Origin of the sequence: Caballeronia zhejiangensis, from assembly GCF_000698575.1 — a bacterium.
GTDB classification, from domain to species: domain Bacteria; phylum Pseudomonadota; class Gammaproteobacteria; order Burkholderiales; family Burkholderiaceae; genus Caballeronia; species Caballeronia zhejiangensis.
Genome location: NZ_JFHD01000059.1, coordinates 1 through 14906 on the forward strand (window position 1 = coordinate 1; position 14906 = coordinate 14906).

Genomic DNA, 14906 nt, shown 5'->3' on the forward strand with positions numbered 1-14906 from the left:
ATAGGCCATATCACTGATATGGCGCTTTGTGCTGGTCCCTCTCCGCTAACCCTCTGACACGAAACGGGAACTCTAAAATTTTCGCGTGTGACAAGTTAGGTCTTTCTGCTAATTGTCACACTCGCGGCTTCCCTCGAGGATCCGATACACGCTTTGCCTTGAGATCTGAAGGAAGTTTGCGGCAGCCTTTTTGTTGTCGTTGAACATAACGATGGCATCACGGACCCGGTCGAGGGTGACGCCGGGCGCTTCTTCCTGCTGCACCCTATGCGTCGATAGATAGATAGATACGCGTTTGCAATCGATGGCCGGCTGTGGCCTGCCGCTTCGACCACCTGACGCATGGCCTCCTCGTGCTGCGCCTTCGGCGCAATTTCGCCCGTATCCCTACACGGCGCGGGCGCGCGGGTCCATCTGCATCGAGTCGTCGACCACGGCGGCAAGGGTGTTAATGCCGACAACGGGGGTCGATTGCCCCGCGGTAGAGATTGACCCTCAGGTCATCGGCGAAGCGCAGCATCAGCGACTCCTCAGCGCGCCGATCATCGCCGTATCTATTCGAGTTCAAGACTCATTCCGTTGGGCAACTGCGCCACCAGGCGTGAGGGTAACGGCGGGCGGTGCGAGGGCCGCCTTGCTTCACGTCGCGTGGAGGCTGGCAAGGCTTCAAACCTCACTGCCCCGGAAGGTGCGAGCCCTACGACCGGCACGAACACCGGCACCCGGACGTCAAGAGGCCTCTCCGCGCGGTGGCATTCTAGTCCGTGCTCGCGCTGGACCCGTTTGGCAACTGGTTGGCGTTCACGCCAGCCTTGAGGGCCAGCTTGGACACAGACGTTCCCGCTCTTTGGCATGCCTCGATCAACCCGCACTTGTCCTCTGGATCAAAGCAGCGCGGGCCGCCTTCATCGATATGCGTGACTTTGAGAGGGAGGAAATTAAGATCGTCTGGGGTCATGTTTGCGTGCGCAAGTTATGGCTGCGGACACAAACTTGACCCTCCTCAGTTGGGTTCGCCAGATGCGGAGGAATTACCGCTAACGAAGAACGGAATCATGCATGTGTCGGATCGTTCGCACGCAAGGAGCAGCGGGCAGTGCAAGGCTGCTCCATCATTTACCAATTATCTTCTTCGCCGTTCTTTCTCACCGATGATGGCGCAACGGAGCCGGTATGCGCTTCTCTCAATAGCGAGCGTCGCCGTTACCAACGCCTGCGTTAGGAAGTCGCGCCGGGCGGTCGCTTGGGCGGTAGTGTACGCCTGGGGCGTCTCACCATATTCGACAGATAGCTCAGGCATCGTCGGTTCTTTTGTCGGACTCATCGCGCTTGCCTTGCAGTCAGGGACGATTGCTACCAAAGACGCGACGGTCTCACGCTGTGAGCCAACTCCTGCCACGTCGGCCGTGCATTCGAACGGCCTTCGGTCTTCGTCGCAACCGCCTGTCTCGGAGAAGAGGCGCGCAGGGTTAATCGACAATGAACTTCGCTCAGCCCCGGATTGAATCACCCGCGGCGCGACACTGGTGCCTGCCGCACCGGAGGGCGCAGTCGGCGTTATCTGACTGATCGGACCGCTGTTGCGCAGCGCGTCCTCGGCGAGGCGCTTCAGTAGTGACGCTCGGTGTCTTGGATTCGGGACGGCAGACACGGCGCGAAACAATCCTGGCGTGACAAGTTCGTCAATTGTTACCTTTACTATGAATGAAGTCGTCATGTGGTCATCCCATCGTTGGGCTATTTCTCTTGTATTAAAGTTGCCTTGCCAGCCGCAGCGAAGAAAGCGCTGGAGTTGAAGAAGCAGGGATTTGCCGTAGCATTGATCTATGTGACGACACTGCAGGCGAATGTTGCGCTTCGAGGCGGGGCATGGCGCTGTGAGAAAGGAATATTCGTTACCAGCGTGATTTCTAGTGTTTGACAGTTCATCGGTAGTCGTTCGTGGGGTGGGGCTTCAGTGCGGGTTGGTTCCATGCCGTCGACGCGGCTCTTCTGGTTCCCTTGGCTAATAGGCAGTCCAGGTCCGACCGATCAAGTCCACTGTACCGGGGTACAGGCGCGTGCGAGCAAGCGAAAGCTCTCGAAAATGGGGTGGCTTTTAATTTCGTCCTTTCTCGCAGTCGTTCGTGGGTGCTGGTGTCTGCGCTGGGAACGGCTTCGACCGGAACGGCATTCGAGCGCAACATCGAGCCACTCGCCACCGCACCGTTTCCCACAGCGGAGTATGGCGATTGGATCGTGACCGCTTTCAAGGCCGGAAAGCCACTAATAGTTGACGACATGGTCACCGACGTTCGATTCGACGAGTCGCAGAGAGCGGCACACCTCGGACTTGGGATCCAGGCGGAGGCCGCGCTACCGCTGCTTAGCAACGGCAACCTAGTCGGGATGCTTGTCGTGCATTCCGCCGCTCCGCGCGCGTGGTCAGAGCGGGATCTGAATAGGTTACGCGCGGTTGCCGAGCGCACTTGGGCCGCGGCGGGGCGAGCGCATCTCAACACCTCGCGCGACGCCAAGCTGGACGCAGCGTTCAGGGAGTGACTACTCTAAGAATCGAAGTGTATGGGTCAATCCCGCGACCTCGAATAGGGGCAATGGTCGCAGCCTGTGAGTTGGGTGACGCGGGCAGTTGCAGTCTCGCCGAGCGAGGCCGCAAAGGGTCAGCAGTGCTCCGGGCTGCCGACGTTAGACTCAGTCCGACTTAGTGTCGGCTCAGGCCGGATCCGCCCCCCGGAATACTGTCGTGGATGACCGGACCACTCGGTTAGCCGCCGTTGCGTCCCACACAGCACGACCGGCTGTTGTGGGTTGCGTGCCGCCGATCGCTGTCAAGCAGAGGGCGGCTATGAACGGACGCTCGGCATCCGACCACAAATCGTCGACGAGCGCCTAGCGACGAAAAACACGCGGGGCAATTACCCCGTCCCATGTCTTCGGTGGCTCGAGCGTATCCGATAGTCGGCTTTACTGGCCTCACTATGCTGACGCGCCGAGTGTAGGGAACTCGATTCACGCAGGCGTGTAGATGGAAAGTTTCAACGCAGGGTCGTCGTTCGCCTGAAACGTCGCGTAGTCGTAGCGTTGCGCGCCGCGCTCCGGATGGGTCAGCACCTTCTGCCCGGACGCGCCCCCACGAACATCGTGCGCGTTCCACCATTTCGCGAACTCGGTGCTGTGCGCGCGGAGTCGTTCGACCAGTTCGACAAAGGCCGGATCGTCGGCATAAAGATCATGCGTTGCGCGAAACAACGCGATCATGCGACGCGCCTCGTTGGCCCAAGTCGCGCCGAAAAGCCGGCGCGAGTCCGGTTCGGCAAACATGAACACCAAAATGTTGCAATCCGCTTCGGCGAGACGGTCAAAGCCGAGAAGATCGGCCGCTGCTGCATTCCAGGCCAGCAGATCCCACCGCTTGCCCGTGACATACGCGGGAAGCTCGAGTGTCGCGATCAGATTTGCGATGGGTCTCGGCACGCTCTCGCGAGTGAAGGGCTGCCTATCGCCGCTGCCTGCCAGTGCGCGCAGATGCGCTGCCTCGACTTTGCCGAGCCGCAGAGCGCGAGCCAGCGCTTCGAGCGTGGTATCGGACGGACTCACTGTGCGGCCCTGTTCAAGCCGCACATACCAGTCCACGCCGATGCCCGCGAGTTCGGCAACTTCCTCGCGACGCAAACCGGGCGTGCGACGCCGCCGCACGTTATTGAGTCCCACCGATTCGGGACTTAGCTTCTCCCGCCGTGAGCGTAGGAAATTCCCAAATTCGCTTCGGCTCGCTTTTGTCACGACCGTCCTCCCTCCGCAAGCAGGTACGCGGCAATCCCAGGATAGTACTAGGCCTTGTTATGGATTCTAAGCCCGCCAGAATGGCCTTGTCCGCCACCATCAAAGGAAACTCGTATGAAAGCAGCGATTCTGAAGACACTCGGCGAGCCGCTTGCGATTGAAGACCTACCAGATCCTTCTTTGGGCACAGGCGAAGTCATCGTGGACGTCGTTGCCGCGCCAGTACTGTCGTATGCGCGAGAAGTGTTCAGCGGCGAGCGCCGCTACGCGATCGAATTGCCGATCGTCCCTGGCTGCGGGGCAATCGGGCGCGTGCGTGCGTTCTGCCCAGACGCCACGCATCTCAAAACAGGCGATTGGTTTTTCTGCGATCCAACCGTTCGCTCACGCGACGACGCGCTCACGCCCGACATCACATTGCAGGGCTGGAGTGCACGCGGCGACGGCGGCCTGCGACTCGCGCGCCATTTCCACCACGGCCTATTCGCAGCACAAATGCGCGTGCCAACCGAGAACGCCATTCGGATTGGTGAAATCGATACCGCCGACGCAGCAAAATGGTGCGCGCTCAACACCATGCTGGTTCCGTACGGCGGGCTGCTTGCGTCGAATCTGCAGGCTGGCGAGACATTGCTTGTGAGCGGAGCGACCGGCAACTTTGGCAGCGCGTGCGTAGCGGTTGCCCTCGCAATGGGTGTGCGCTGCGTGGTCGCGCCGGGCCGCAATGAACGCGTGCTCGCGGATCTGCAAAGGCGCTTCGGCGAACGCATCCGTACAGTGAAGCTGACTGGCAACGAGGACGACGATCGGGAACGGATGCGTGCGGCTGCCGGAGCCCCTATCGACTGCGTAATGGACCTGCTGCCGCCGTCTGCGACCACGAGGACGGTGCGCGCGGCAGTGATGGCGGTGCGGCCCTACGGACGTGTCGTGTTGATGGGCGGTGTCGGCATGCTCGGCGGCGACGGTCTCGACTTGCCTTACCCGTGGATCATGCGCAACGACATCACCGTGCGGGGCAAATGGATGTATCCGCCAGAAGCGGTCACGCTTATGACTGGCCTGATTCGTGGTGGTCTGCTCGATCTCAAGCACTTCGACGTGACGCCCTTCAAGCTCGACGACGTGAATGAAGCGATCAGTCATGCTGCGATGAATGGCGGCCCGTTCAGGATGACGGTCGTCCATCCATGAACCCTGCGGTTCTAGCGCTTCGGTCGCGCGATGCCAGCGCGCCGGCTTGCTTCAAACGACACACGCCTGACCAATGTGATTGGAACCGGGTTGACGAGATCTTGCTGTGAGGAATTTCTGATCCAAATTCTATGGCAAAGCGAAATTAGAGAGCCGACTGGCGACAATGGCCACTTGCGGAGCTGCGTGGAACGGCCTGTTTCGAGAAAGTCGACTGACAGATCGGGGTCGTAAGTGTTAGTTCGCTGACGGCGGTAGCTGCTGTGCCGTCGCGCGACGCCGGCACGGTCAGCAATCCACCGGGGTGCAGACGCTAAACACGACCGACCTCGATGTCCGCAATGGCCGAGTCGCGTTCTTTCGTCGTGAGGAAAGGTTTCGTTCAGCCATTGCACCTGTCCTTTTGAGCAAGTTCAACAGGCAGAAGTATTAGTCGATGACCGCGAGAAGCTTCGCTTCTCTTCCTTTCGCTTGTCTCTCTCAAAAAACAGGCGGACGAGAATCGCTTCTTCCCTTCTTTCAACGCGGCGAGCACGACTGTGATTTGCTTCGGCTCAATGCCAGTTGCCACGTGCCTGGTGCGCGATGACTCAGCAAACTGATCCTTCATAGGCTGGATTGTGCCGGCAATGGCTGCAGCCTTCGTCGGCGAAGCTGCTCTCGGGAAGGCGGCCTCGTTGGGTGCAGCGATCACGTTCAAGACTGAGGTTGCGGATCCGGGTAAGCAAGGTCATGCACATGGGCGCGGCGTAAGACACGGGCACTATGTTAAATGGCGCGCCGCTCTGCACACGATGGAGCTTGGTCCTGCGACCTTGTCGGTTCGAAGGGGTCGACGCGCTCAGGCTCGTGACGCAATCCATCATTTGCGCTTCCAAATCCCCGATGGATTCGCCATATAGCGACAAAAGAGCACTAAAGTTAATTAAGAGCTTGCCGTAAACCACTCTAGGTGGGCCTGTCATGCCGCATCGACGGGGAACGAAAAGCAGCGGCCGAACGGACGCGATAAAAACCAAGAACTGAGGGGCGAATGTCAATTGCATTCGGAAGGGCAAGGCCGTTATGGCTTGCCACGATCACAATTTTTGCCGCTACGGGGTGCGCCAACACTGGCGGCCTTCAAAGCAACAACAGAGGGGGCGCTTCTGGACAAAGCGACCTCAATATCTTCGAAAGCACATTCGCCAATCCCGATCCCTGTGCGAACAGCAGCCGGAACACCGGTATTGCAGTGGGCGTTGGCCTTGGCGCGATTCTCGGCGCAGTCATTGCGCCCAAGAATAAAGTGGCGGCAGCGGCCATCGCGGCGACGGCGGGCGGTATCGCCGGCGGACTGGTCGGCCATGCTGTCGACAGCCGGCGCTGTGCCCTTTCTAAGATTGCAGCTAAGCACGATCTCATCTATACGGCCGCTCCGCTCGAAGTCCGGGCGGCAGACACGGGAAAGACTGAACAGATCGGAAGCTCGTTCACCATCGTTGATACGACGCGCCACACGCAGTTCGAGACTGGTTCCGCGGAGCTGACACCCGACGCGAAAGTCTACTTCGCCGAAATCGCAGAGCAATACCGGACATCGACCCGCTTAGCAGAAGCCTCGGGCGATGGCGACAAGGCTGCCGCAGCCAATGCGAAGATTCTGTTGATCGGCCACACGGACGACATGGGCAACTCGGAATTGAACGCCGATCTATCGGAGCGCCGCGCGCGCACGGTGGCCAAATTGTTCGCGGAACACGGCGTGGCAGCGGGGAACGTTTTTTATCAAGGCGCGGGCGAGACCTTGCCAATCGCGGATAACCGGACCGAGGAAGGACGCGCGCAGAATCGTCGCGTCGAGATCGTGGATCTGGCTGGCGCGAGAACCGACATCCTGCAAAGCTACGCGAGCAGCCGCGTTCCGAAGTATCAGTATTATCGGCCGTTGTCGTCGCAACAAGACGATGCCCGCGTGCAAGCGGCGAGCGTTAAGCCCGGCCAGACGCAGACGGCGGTCGCACAGAGGCCCGCACGTCCGAAGAGGGCGCAGACGAGCACGACCCGGATCGCCGCAGCGCCGTCGGGTTCGACTTCGAAGCCCATCGAAGCTGTCTCGACGGCGACACCTGATAGCATCGACTTCGGCTGGCGCGAAACGATGCCCGCAGCAATCGGCCTTCGTTTCGCCGCCACGCCCGTCTCGCCGTCTTTCTCCTTGATGTCCAAGGCAGTCGCCGACGAAGCGCCGGTCACGAAGAGTTGCATGAACGATCGCCCGCGCGTTTCGCACGCGATGAAGTCAGTTGCGGACGATCAGGCCGTGCCTGTGAGGGACCACGTGCAGAACTTGTACGGCAGCAGCTGGGGCGCAACGCTGAACGGACAGTATCTCGCGCTGAAGGACGTGTCCGTCCTCCGCAACGGCTCGACGGCTGGCACGAAGCCGACGTTGCTGGTCTGGAAGGACTATCAGCAGAGCGGCGGTTTGGCAGGCCCCGCACAGGTGCGCCTGTCTACAGAAGTCAATGCCTATGCTGTGGATGGCGGCGTACTGTATCGAGTGTTCGTCAATAACGCGGCCGTATTCGATTGCGCCGACATCATCTTCGCGAACGGCAAGGCGACTGCAGGCGAACTCGTGCGCCATAAGAGCAGCCAGTATTTCACTGTCGAATACGTGCCAGTCATCGCACGCACATAAGAATAGGAAAAACGATCATGATGGACCTCATACAGGCCAATCTCAGCACCGTTATTTGGTGCGTCGTGGCCGCCGTCGTTGCGCTCGGCGCATTCGCATACCGTTCGACGCTTGAGTTCTGGCTGAACCACTGGAAATACACGTTTCCCGTGCTAGGCAAGACTGCACGCCTCGCGCGCCACGGAATTCACGCACAGGGCGGGTGGACCGACTCGGAACGCACGCTCTGTGGCGACTACAACAAGTTCATCTCGTATCTGTCAAAGGAAGAATTCAACAAGCGCAACGCGTATCTCTCCAAGGCCGATGACAGTGGTCGCTCCCCGACGCCCGTGTGGCTTCTCGCGCTCCTGACCGTGCTGGTCATCGCCGAAGGCCTTGGGTTTTCATATCTGCTTGGAAGCTGGATGGCTCGCGACGGCAGTGCAAATACGCACACGCTGCTGATGGTGGCGATCGTACTCGTGCTCTGCGTGATCATGGTGTTCCTGACGCACGTGGCCGGGCATCAGTTATACCGCTCGAATCTTGTCGTCCGTAGCCGCAAGCAGTGGAAGCAAGACAAGACCCAGGAGCGCTTCTCAAGCCGCAAGGTCAAGCTCGACGATGATCAGTCGCTCGACGACGGCGAACCGGACTATACACAGGTCGTGAATCGCATCGGCACCAACCACAGCTACTTCATGGTGGGCGTGACGATTGCGGTGATTGTGATCATCGCTGTGACGTCGACTTGGATGCGCTGGAGCAATCTCAACGCCGAGCAGACGCGTGAAGCAATGGGCATGAGCCAAAGCGCCGATGCCGGCAATCCGTTCGCCACGGCCAATGCAGTCCCTGCGGAACTCATGTCTAGCCAGAAGGCTGCCGATGACCGGGCGCGCGCGGAAGAGTCGTCGTCGACGCGCAGCGAAGGCGCCGCCGCGTTCATCACGCTCGCAGTGATTTTTGTGGTGACGCAGATCGTCGGAATCTTCGGCGGCTTCGCTTGGGGATTCGGCGGTCGCGAGAGCCGCGCCGCGTGGAAGACGACGAAGGGCTTCACCACGTTCGAGGATTACAACAACTACTTCGCACCGCTGCGCGCGATCACGCAGTCGCAATTGGAGAATCTTCAAAAGCGGATGGCCGAGAACGCCGACATTTCGGGCAAGACGTTCACGAAGACATTTCGCGACTACGCGATGGAGTTGCGCGCACAGTCCGATCTCGATGCTGCTCCGGTTCGCGCGCCTGCCGACACGCGGACCGATGAACGAGCAGCCGCTCAGGCCGTGACACAGCCGCCCGTCGCCGATGTCGCTGCGAGCGTCACGATCGACGAACTCGTGTCGGAAATCGAGGGAACAGCAGATCTCGCGCGCAAGAAGGAGCTGATCTATCGTCTCAACGAACCGGTGCGGACAGCAGTCATCGCCGAGATCAAGTTGCGAAAGGAGCGCGCGGAGCAGGCCAAAACTGCGCTTGAATCGCAACTCGACGATCTCTTCAAGGTTTGACTGTCGACCATGAAACAAATTGTCAAAATCGCATTTGCCGCGGTCGCAATGACCCTGTCCGCAAGTACCGCGATGGCGGGCATTAGTAACGACATTCCAAGCTGTTACGCGGCCAATCACATTAATCCGCCTGCGAGTGGAATCGACCGTGAACTGTTCATGGCGATCGATCAGACCACCGTCTTCGATGAGAAGCTACAAGCGCAGATCGCCGCGACCGCGGCTACCGCCGTCAAGCCGGGGAGCGCCTACACGCTGATCGACTTTTCGGCCTTCTCGCAAGGTCACTATACGGAAGTGGTGACACGCGGCATCATCGAAGCGCCAATATCGGCGAAGCTGCGCGACGACGTGAGCGAACGCGCGCTACGCACGTTCGACGCGTGCATGACAGGCCAGTCCGCGTTCGCCAGGAAGTCATTGCTGGCGGCGGTCGTGCAGGTCCAGTCGACGGCGACCAATGATCTTGCGAAGTCGGACATCCTCGCCGCGCTAAAGGACATCGGCGACAAAGTGCGCGCCTCTCCGGCCGCCGACCGTGTGCTTTTCCTAGCGTCGGACATGCTCGAAAACAGCTCGGTCGCGAGCTTCTACGCCCACAACACCGTCCGGCGCGTCGATCCTGCGGTGGAGCTGAGGAAGGCGAACGCGGCGGGTCTGATCGCCGATTTCGGCGGTGCGCGTGTCTATGTGATCGGCGCCGGGCTGCTTTCCGGCGATGCGAAAGCGCGCAATGCATACCGCGATCCGCAGACGATGACAGCGCTCAGGCAGTTCTGGACACTGTATTTTCAGCAATCCAATGCGAAAGTGCAGGAGTTCGGCGCTCCTGCTCTTCTCAGCCCGATTTCGTACTGAACGGGCAACAGGACGCTTACCTGGGCGATTGCGCAACACCGAAACTCAATCCCCGGGCTAGCGGATCATCGTTAGCCGAGGATCGAGCGCAAAGCGTTCGTGGTTTTTCAAGGCGATTTGGTCTGATGCTGAAGCAACGTTGATCAGCAAGTTCCAAGAATGTTTGCTGACGGTACTCGGGACTAAGGCGAGCGGGCTTGCAGCCAACAGCGCGTCGCCGAATTTCTGTTGATTTGGACTGACGGCACCCGGGCTCAACCAGTGCGGATTTGGAACCTCGGAAGGAAGGAGGACTTTGATCGGCGTGGTTCCGAGTTCAATCTCTAGTAGTCGATGGGGCACCCTATCCAACACGTCGAAGCCCTTGTGCACAGCAACTTCCAATATCGTAGTAGCAGGGTCCAGTGAGGCATAGATCACTCGTTGTCCGGGCGACGACCACCGTCCTCCAACGAGAAAAGCGCCTTCGGCCGTGTTCCAGGTAGGGAAGTGCTTCTCTCGTTCGAGGCGCCAAACGGTTAGTGCGCTCGTCCCAAGCCCCGCCGGCAAAGGCGTCAAGAGTACACCCCGTAGTCCATACGGGTGAGCAGTGTCTTCACCAATTCCGCACCCCCGGAGCTTTGCAACAGTTCGACCGGCCGACGCTGATCGAGCCCGATCGCGGGCTGCGATAGCCATCGCTCTGCGGCTTCCTTCGATCCGAGGACATCAATCGCCTGTTCGGTAATGCAAGCAAGCCTGAGTAGCCGATCCGTGGCATTGCTGTCGAGCAGGCGGCTTTCGTCTTTGCCGCGCTGCAGGGTTCGCTCACTCACGCCGATTGCGAGCAGTAACGCTTCACGCGAGACGACACCATACTCATCGATCATTTCGCGCGCGAGGGCCACTGGTAGACCCCTTGTTACGACGTCGTGAGCCTGTAACGGGGTCATATCAGCAACTCTTGCCATGTCCCCGAACTGTGACGTCCCGTTGCTTACATATGGTCCGAACGAAGAAATGCGGGTTTGGATCGCAAGGACGAGGCTCCGAAACGGCTTTCCCGTTTCGCTGTCGCGGACTGTCCGCTTCATCTCGATCTCCATTCCGCCACGTGTCTCTACATTTTACGCCACGTGGCGGAATTTTCACATTTCTCTATCGCCGCTATTACGGGTGGGCGCTTCCGTAGAAAATTGCCATAGTCTGGGTAGGGGGCGACGATGCTCCGAGCGACCGTCAGGTGCAGATTACGTTTCTGCGGGAATCCAATGACAAAGGTCTCACGGCGACGTCGTCGCGGCGCTTGCGGAGCGCTTCATCGGATTGCGCGTGTTGACCGTAGGATGCTGTGGCCATGCGACCGCAGCCCCGCGATTGGGTCCGATTGCGTGCGATTGCGTGCGATTGCGTGCGATCCCGTGCTGACGGCCGGCGACTGAGCGTGACGACGTGACAGATATCTAAATATAACTATCCCGTTGTAGTTAGACGCAACCATCGGCCTGCCGATGTCGGAGGGGTCAGCTCTGCGCGCTGACGAACGTCGATATTAAGCTATCCTACGAAAAGTTGATAGAAACAGCTATGTCATTGTTCGGCGGAGGTAAGGTAGGGTTACAAAGCCCCGTCCGCTAGATCGGCGCGCTTTTACTTGCTCCGCCCAGTTGACTAACTGGCGGCGGAAGATCCCGCCAGGTTCGAATCTGTCGGCTCGTTCGGCAAAGACCGTCTAACCGATTCACCCAAGAACGGCGGGCTGGCCCCCGATACAGCGTGACCGGTTCGTCGCGTGGTAGATCAGGCATGACGTGTTCGTCGATGAGCGCCAGTTTATCGCAGGAACGCGGATATTTATTGATGTGGACTTTCGGTAGATATGCAGCCGGACGCAATTCCGACACGACTCTGACGAGTTCTTCATTGGGGCGCTGCGTCCGCGAACGCAATGAAAGTTGCCCGTTGTAATCTTTCCTCCTCGGTGGTACTGCTTTTTTCCCTCGTCGACCTTCAACACCTTCAACATCGTGGTAGCAGACACCGGACACACGCCTCGGAACTGGCTGGATGCCAGCAGAGGCGGAGGCACTTCGGTGCGCGCAACGGGTGCAAAGCCTTGACCAGCAAAATAGTGCTCAGCCGTTGTCGTTAGCAACACTACCGTTCGAACCGCCCGCGTCCGGCACGCTGCCAGCAAATGGGCGATGATGGTTTCGCCGAGACCGAAACCACAGGCGTCCCGTGCAACAACGATCGAGCGCATGAGAGCGAACTCGCCGTGATATTCGACGCAGCCACACGCGATGGTCGCCGATGGATCCACTCCTACGAGGAAATTGGTCAGGTGCTCCGCAACGCCGACCGTAGGCAATTCGTTGGCTTCGAGCAATGCCTCTATCGCGGTGAGGTCGGTTGCAACTGCTATCGAAGATGCATGATGCAGGTCCTGTGTGCCAGTGAGTCTCAACAGCCGGAAGAATTTCACAGAGACGCGGAGCATTCGACAGCATGCGAATGGGCGGCGCGACGCTGAACGCGAGTGGCGACTGGAACCGCTCGCATCAGATACCCGATTGATTCACGCGCTTCATCAGTTCCTCAGCGCTCTCTTTGCGTTCGCTGTACCGGTCTACGAGGTATGGACCGATGTCGCGCGTCAGCAGCGTGAATTTGACCAGTTCCTCCATCACGTCAACGACGCGATCGAAATACGCTGAAGGTTTCATGCGGCCGGCTTCGTCGAACTCCATGAACGCCTTGGCCACCGACGACTGGTTGGGGATGGTCAGCATGCGCATCCACCGTCCGAGCACACGCATCTGGTTGACGGCGTTGAACGACTGAGAGCCGCCGCTGACCTGCATCACGGCGAGCGTCTTGCCCTGGGTGGGCCGCACCGCCCCGACCGAAAGCGGAATCCAGTCGATCTGCGCCTTCATGATGCCAGTCATCGCGCCGTGCCGCTCCGGCGAGCACCAGACCATGCCTTCCGACCACAGCACCAGCTCGCGCAGTTCGGCCACCTTGGGATGGTTGTCCGGCGCGTCGTCCGGCAGCGGCAGGCCGCTCGGATTGAATGTGCGTACTTCGGCACCCATCGCCGTGAGCAGGCGTGCGGCTTCTTCACTCAGCAGGCGGCTGAAGGAGCGCTCGCGCAGCGAACCATAGAGCAGCAGGATGCGCGGCTGATGGGGCGACGCCTTCGCAGCCTGCAGTCGATTGATATCGGGCACGCGAAACAGTGCGGGGTTCACCTGTGGGAGATCAGTAGCGAGATCGGACACGTTTGCCCTCTGTGATCGTTTCGTTATTCGTCAGGCGCACTCGTACCAGTCCTTTGAGCGGTTCACAATGCGCACCACGAGCAGCATGACGGGTACTTCGATCAGCACGCCCACGACGGTCGCGAGCGTAGCCCCTGAATTGAAGCCGAACAGACCGATTGCCGTGGCGACGGCCAGTTCGAAGAAGTTCGACGCGCCAATCAGCGCCGACGGACAGGCAATGTTGTGCTTTTCGCCGACCGCGCGATTGAGCCCATATGCAAGGGCCGAGTTGAAGAACACCTGGATCAGGATCGGCACAGCGAGCAGCACGATGACGAGCGGCTGCTTCAGGATGGCTTCGCCCTGGAACCCGAAGAGCAGCACCAGCGTCGCCAGTAATGCTGTGATGGACCACGGGCCGATCTTTGCCAACGCGGCATCGAACGCGGCCTGCGCCCTAACGAGGAGCACCTTGCGCAGAATCTGCGCGAGGACGACCGGAATCACGATGTAGAGCACGACGCACGTGAGCAGCGTCGCCCACGGCACCGTGATCGCGGAAATGCCGAGCAGCAGGCCGACGAGCGGCGCAAAGGCGACCACCATGATGCTGTCGTTCAGCGCGACCTGTGAGAGCGTGAACAGAGGATCGCCGCCGGTCAGCCGGCTCCAGACAAAGACCATCGCCGTGCAGGGCGCGGCGGCAAGCAGGATCAGGCCCGCGACGTAACTGTCGAGTTGCTCTGCAGGCAGCATTGGCGCGAACAGGTGCTTGATGAAGAGCCACGCGAGCAGCGCCATCGAGAACGGTTTGATCAGCCAGTTCACGACGAGCGTGACGCCGATGCCCTTAACGTGCTGGCGCACCTCGTGCAGCGAGCCGAAGTCGACCTTGACGAGCATCGGGATGATCATCACCCAGATCAGCAGGCCGACCGGCAGATTGACGTGCGCATATCCCATCCGGCCGATTGCCTCGAAGACACCAGGCAGGACCTGTCCAAGCAGAATGCCCGCGACGATGCACAGCGCGACCCAGACGGTCAGGTATCGCTCGAAGAAGCTGATGGCCAGTTTCGCGGGCGGCTTCCCCGAAGCGGCAACATTGGGGGTGTTCATGGGCGACTCGATGGAAAGGGTTCAGCTCTGAAGGATGTCGTTCAGCGCCTGCGGCAGTTGGGCGTTGTCCAGCCGCTCCAGAGCGAGCGCGAGCAGTTGCAGCGTGCGGTAGCCGATCGCTTCGCGCGTGAGTTCGAACGTCTGCCGCTTGCCTTCATCGCCGCCCGGCGCGTTCGCCGGATCGGCGTAGCCCCAGTGAACCTTGACGGGGCTGCCCGGCCAGAACGGACACGGTTCGGCCGCAGCGCTGTCGCAGACCGTGATGACGATGCGCATCTGCGGCGCGCCGTCCTGCGCGAATTCATCCCAGCTTTTGCTGCGATAGCCTTGCATGTCGATACCTGCGGTCGTCAGCGCTTCGAGCGCGAACGGATTGATGCGGCCGCTCGGGGCGCTGCCCGCGCTGTACGCGCGGACGTCCTTGCCGAGCTTCTTCCCAATGGTTCAGCATGCCTTCGGATAGCACGCTGCGCGCAGAATTGTGGGTGCAGAGAATCAATACGTTCGTGGTCATGGGGCTATCAG

The 14906-nt window shown here is 60.0% G+C and carries 12 protein-coding genes and 1 pseudogene; 6 read left to right on the forward strand and 7 right to left on the reverse strand.

Features of this window, described 5'->3' with window-relative positions; genetic code table 11:
- Positions 1-1717: 1717 nt before the first annotated feature.
- Together BG60_RS38525 and BG60_RS34255 are read left to right on the forward strand one after the other, a co-directional pair.
- Positions 1718-1921, forward strand: a complete 204-nt coding sequence (locus BG60_RS38525; protein WP_152563260.1) for a hypothetical protein — start codon at positions 1718-1720, stop codon at positions 1919-1921.
- A 20-nt stretch (positions 1922-1941) separates the two neighbouring features.
- A complete protein-coding gene (locus BG60_RS34255) occupies positions 1942-2541 on the forward strand; it encodes a GAF domain-containing protein (protein WP_075583620.1) in 600 nt (199 codons plus the stop codon).
- Between the two features lie 468 nt (positions 2542-3009).
- On the opposite strand, the gene BG60_RS34260 is transcribed toward BG60_RS34255, so the two are convergent.
- Positions 3010-3783, reverse strand: coding sequence for a helix-turn-helix transcriptional regulator (locus tag BG60_RS34260; protein ID WP_034474323.1), 774 nt, complete (start codon positions 3781-3783; stop codon positions 3010-3012).
- A 114-nt stretch (positions 3784-3897) separates the two neighbouring features.
- Between BG60_RS34260 and BG60_RS34265 the strand changes: the two genes are divergently transcribed.
- From BG60_RS34265 to BG60_RS34280, 4 genes are all read left to right on the forward strand, one after another.
- Complete coding sequence (locus tag BG60_RS34265) at positions 3898-4977, forward strand: zinc-binding dehydrogenase (protein ID WP_034474326.1); 1080 nt, start codon at positions 3898-3900, stop codon at positions 4975-4977.
- A gap of 1033 nt (positions 4978-6010) precedes the next feature.
- Entirely contained in the window at positions 6011-7660 is a 1650-nt protein-coding gene (locus tag BG60_RS34270) for an OmpA family protein (RefSeq protein WP_081851928.1), read from the forward strand.
- A gap of 17 nt (positions 7661-7677) precedes the next feature.
- Entirely contained in the window at positions 7678-9159 is a 1482-nt protein-coding gene (locus BG60_RS34275; RefSeq protein WP_075583621.1) for a hypothetical protein, read from the forward strand.
- A gap of 48 nt (positions 9160-9207) precedes the next feature.
- Entirely contained in the window at positions 9208-10017 is an 810-nt protein-coding gene (locus BG60_RS34280; RefSeq protein WP_241484927.1) for a hypothetical protein, read from the forward strand.
- Between the two features lie 57 nt (positions 10018-10074).
- On the opposite strand, the gene BG60_RS37605 is transcribed toward BG60_RS34280, so the two are convergent.
- From BG60_RS37605 to BG60_RS34305, 6 genes and pseudogenes are all read right to left on the reverse strand, one after another.
- A complete protein-coding gene (locus BG60_RS37605; RefSeq protein WP_075583622.1) occupies positions 10075-10575 on the reverse strand; it encodes an RES family NAD+ phosphorylase in 501 nt (166 codons plus the stop codon).
- A complete protein-coding gene (gene parS, locus BG60_RS34285) occupies positions 10572-11090 on the reverse strand; it encodes a type II RES/Xre toxin-antitoxin system antitoxin (RefSeq protein ID WP_034474360.1) in 519 nt (172 codons plus the stop codon). Before parS ends, BG60_RS37605 begins: the two co-directional genes overlap by 4 nt.
- Positions 11091-11737: 647 nt before the next feature.
- Entirely contained in the window at positions 11738-12385 is a 648-nt protein-coding gene (gene arsN2, locus BG60_RS39835) for an arsenic resistance N-acetyltransferase ArsN2 (protein ID WP_241484928.1), read from the reverse strand.
- 172 nt (positions 12386-12557) lie between these two features.
- Positions 12558-13280 (reverse strand): arsenical resistance protein ArsH, encoded by a 723-nt coding sequence (arsH, locus tag BG60_RS34295; RefSeq protein ID WP_034474331.1) that lies wholly within the window; start codon positions 13278-13280, stop codon positions 12558-12560.
- Positions 13281-13310: 30 nt separating this feature from the next.
- Positions 13311-14381, reverse strand: a complete 1071-nt coding sequence (gene arsB, locus BG60_RS34300) for an ACR3 family arsenite efflux transporter (RefSeq protein ID WP_034474334.1) — start codon at positions 14379-14381, stop codon at positions 13311-13313.
- A gap of 21 nt (positions 14382-14402) precedes the next feature.
- Positions 14403-14895 (reverse strand): annotated as a pseudogene (locus BG60_RS34305) (arsenate reductase ArsC).
- Positions 14896-14906 lie beyond the last annotated feature (11 nt).

Excerpts from the sequence above, each read along its gene's own strand:
- BG60_RS34265 (WP_034474326.1), top strand. The coding sequence starts at position 3,898 with ATGAAAGCAGCGATTCTGAAGACACTCGGCGAGCCGCTTGCGATTGAA.
- BG60_RS34270 (WP_081851928.1), top strand. The coding sequence starts at position 6,011 with ATGTCAATTGCATTCGGAAGGGCAAGGCCGTTATGGCTTGCCACGATC.
- BG60_RS34275 (WP_075583621.1), top strand. The coding sequence starts at position 7,678 with ATGATGGACCTCATACAGGCCAATCTCAGCACCGTTATTTGGTGCGTC.
- BG60_RS34280 (WP_241484927.1), top strand. The coding sequence starts at position 9,208 with ATGACCCTGTCCGCAAGTACCGCGATGGCGGGCATTAGTAACGACATT.
- parS (WP_034474360.1), bottom strand. The coding sequence starts at position 11,090 with ATGAAGCGGACAGTCCGCGACAGCGAAACGGGAAAGCCGTTTCGGAGC.
- arsB (WP_034474334.1), bottom strand. The coding sequence starts at position 14,381 with ATGAACACCCCCAATGTTGCCGCTTCGGGGAAGCCGCCCGCGAAACTG.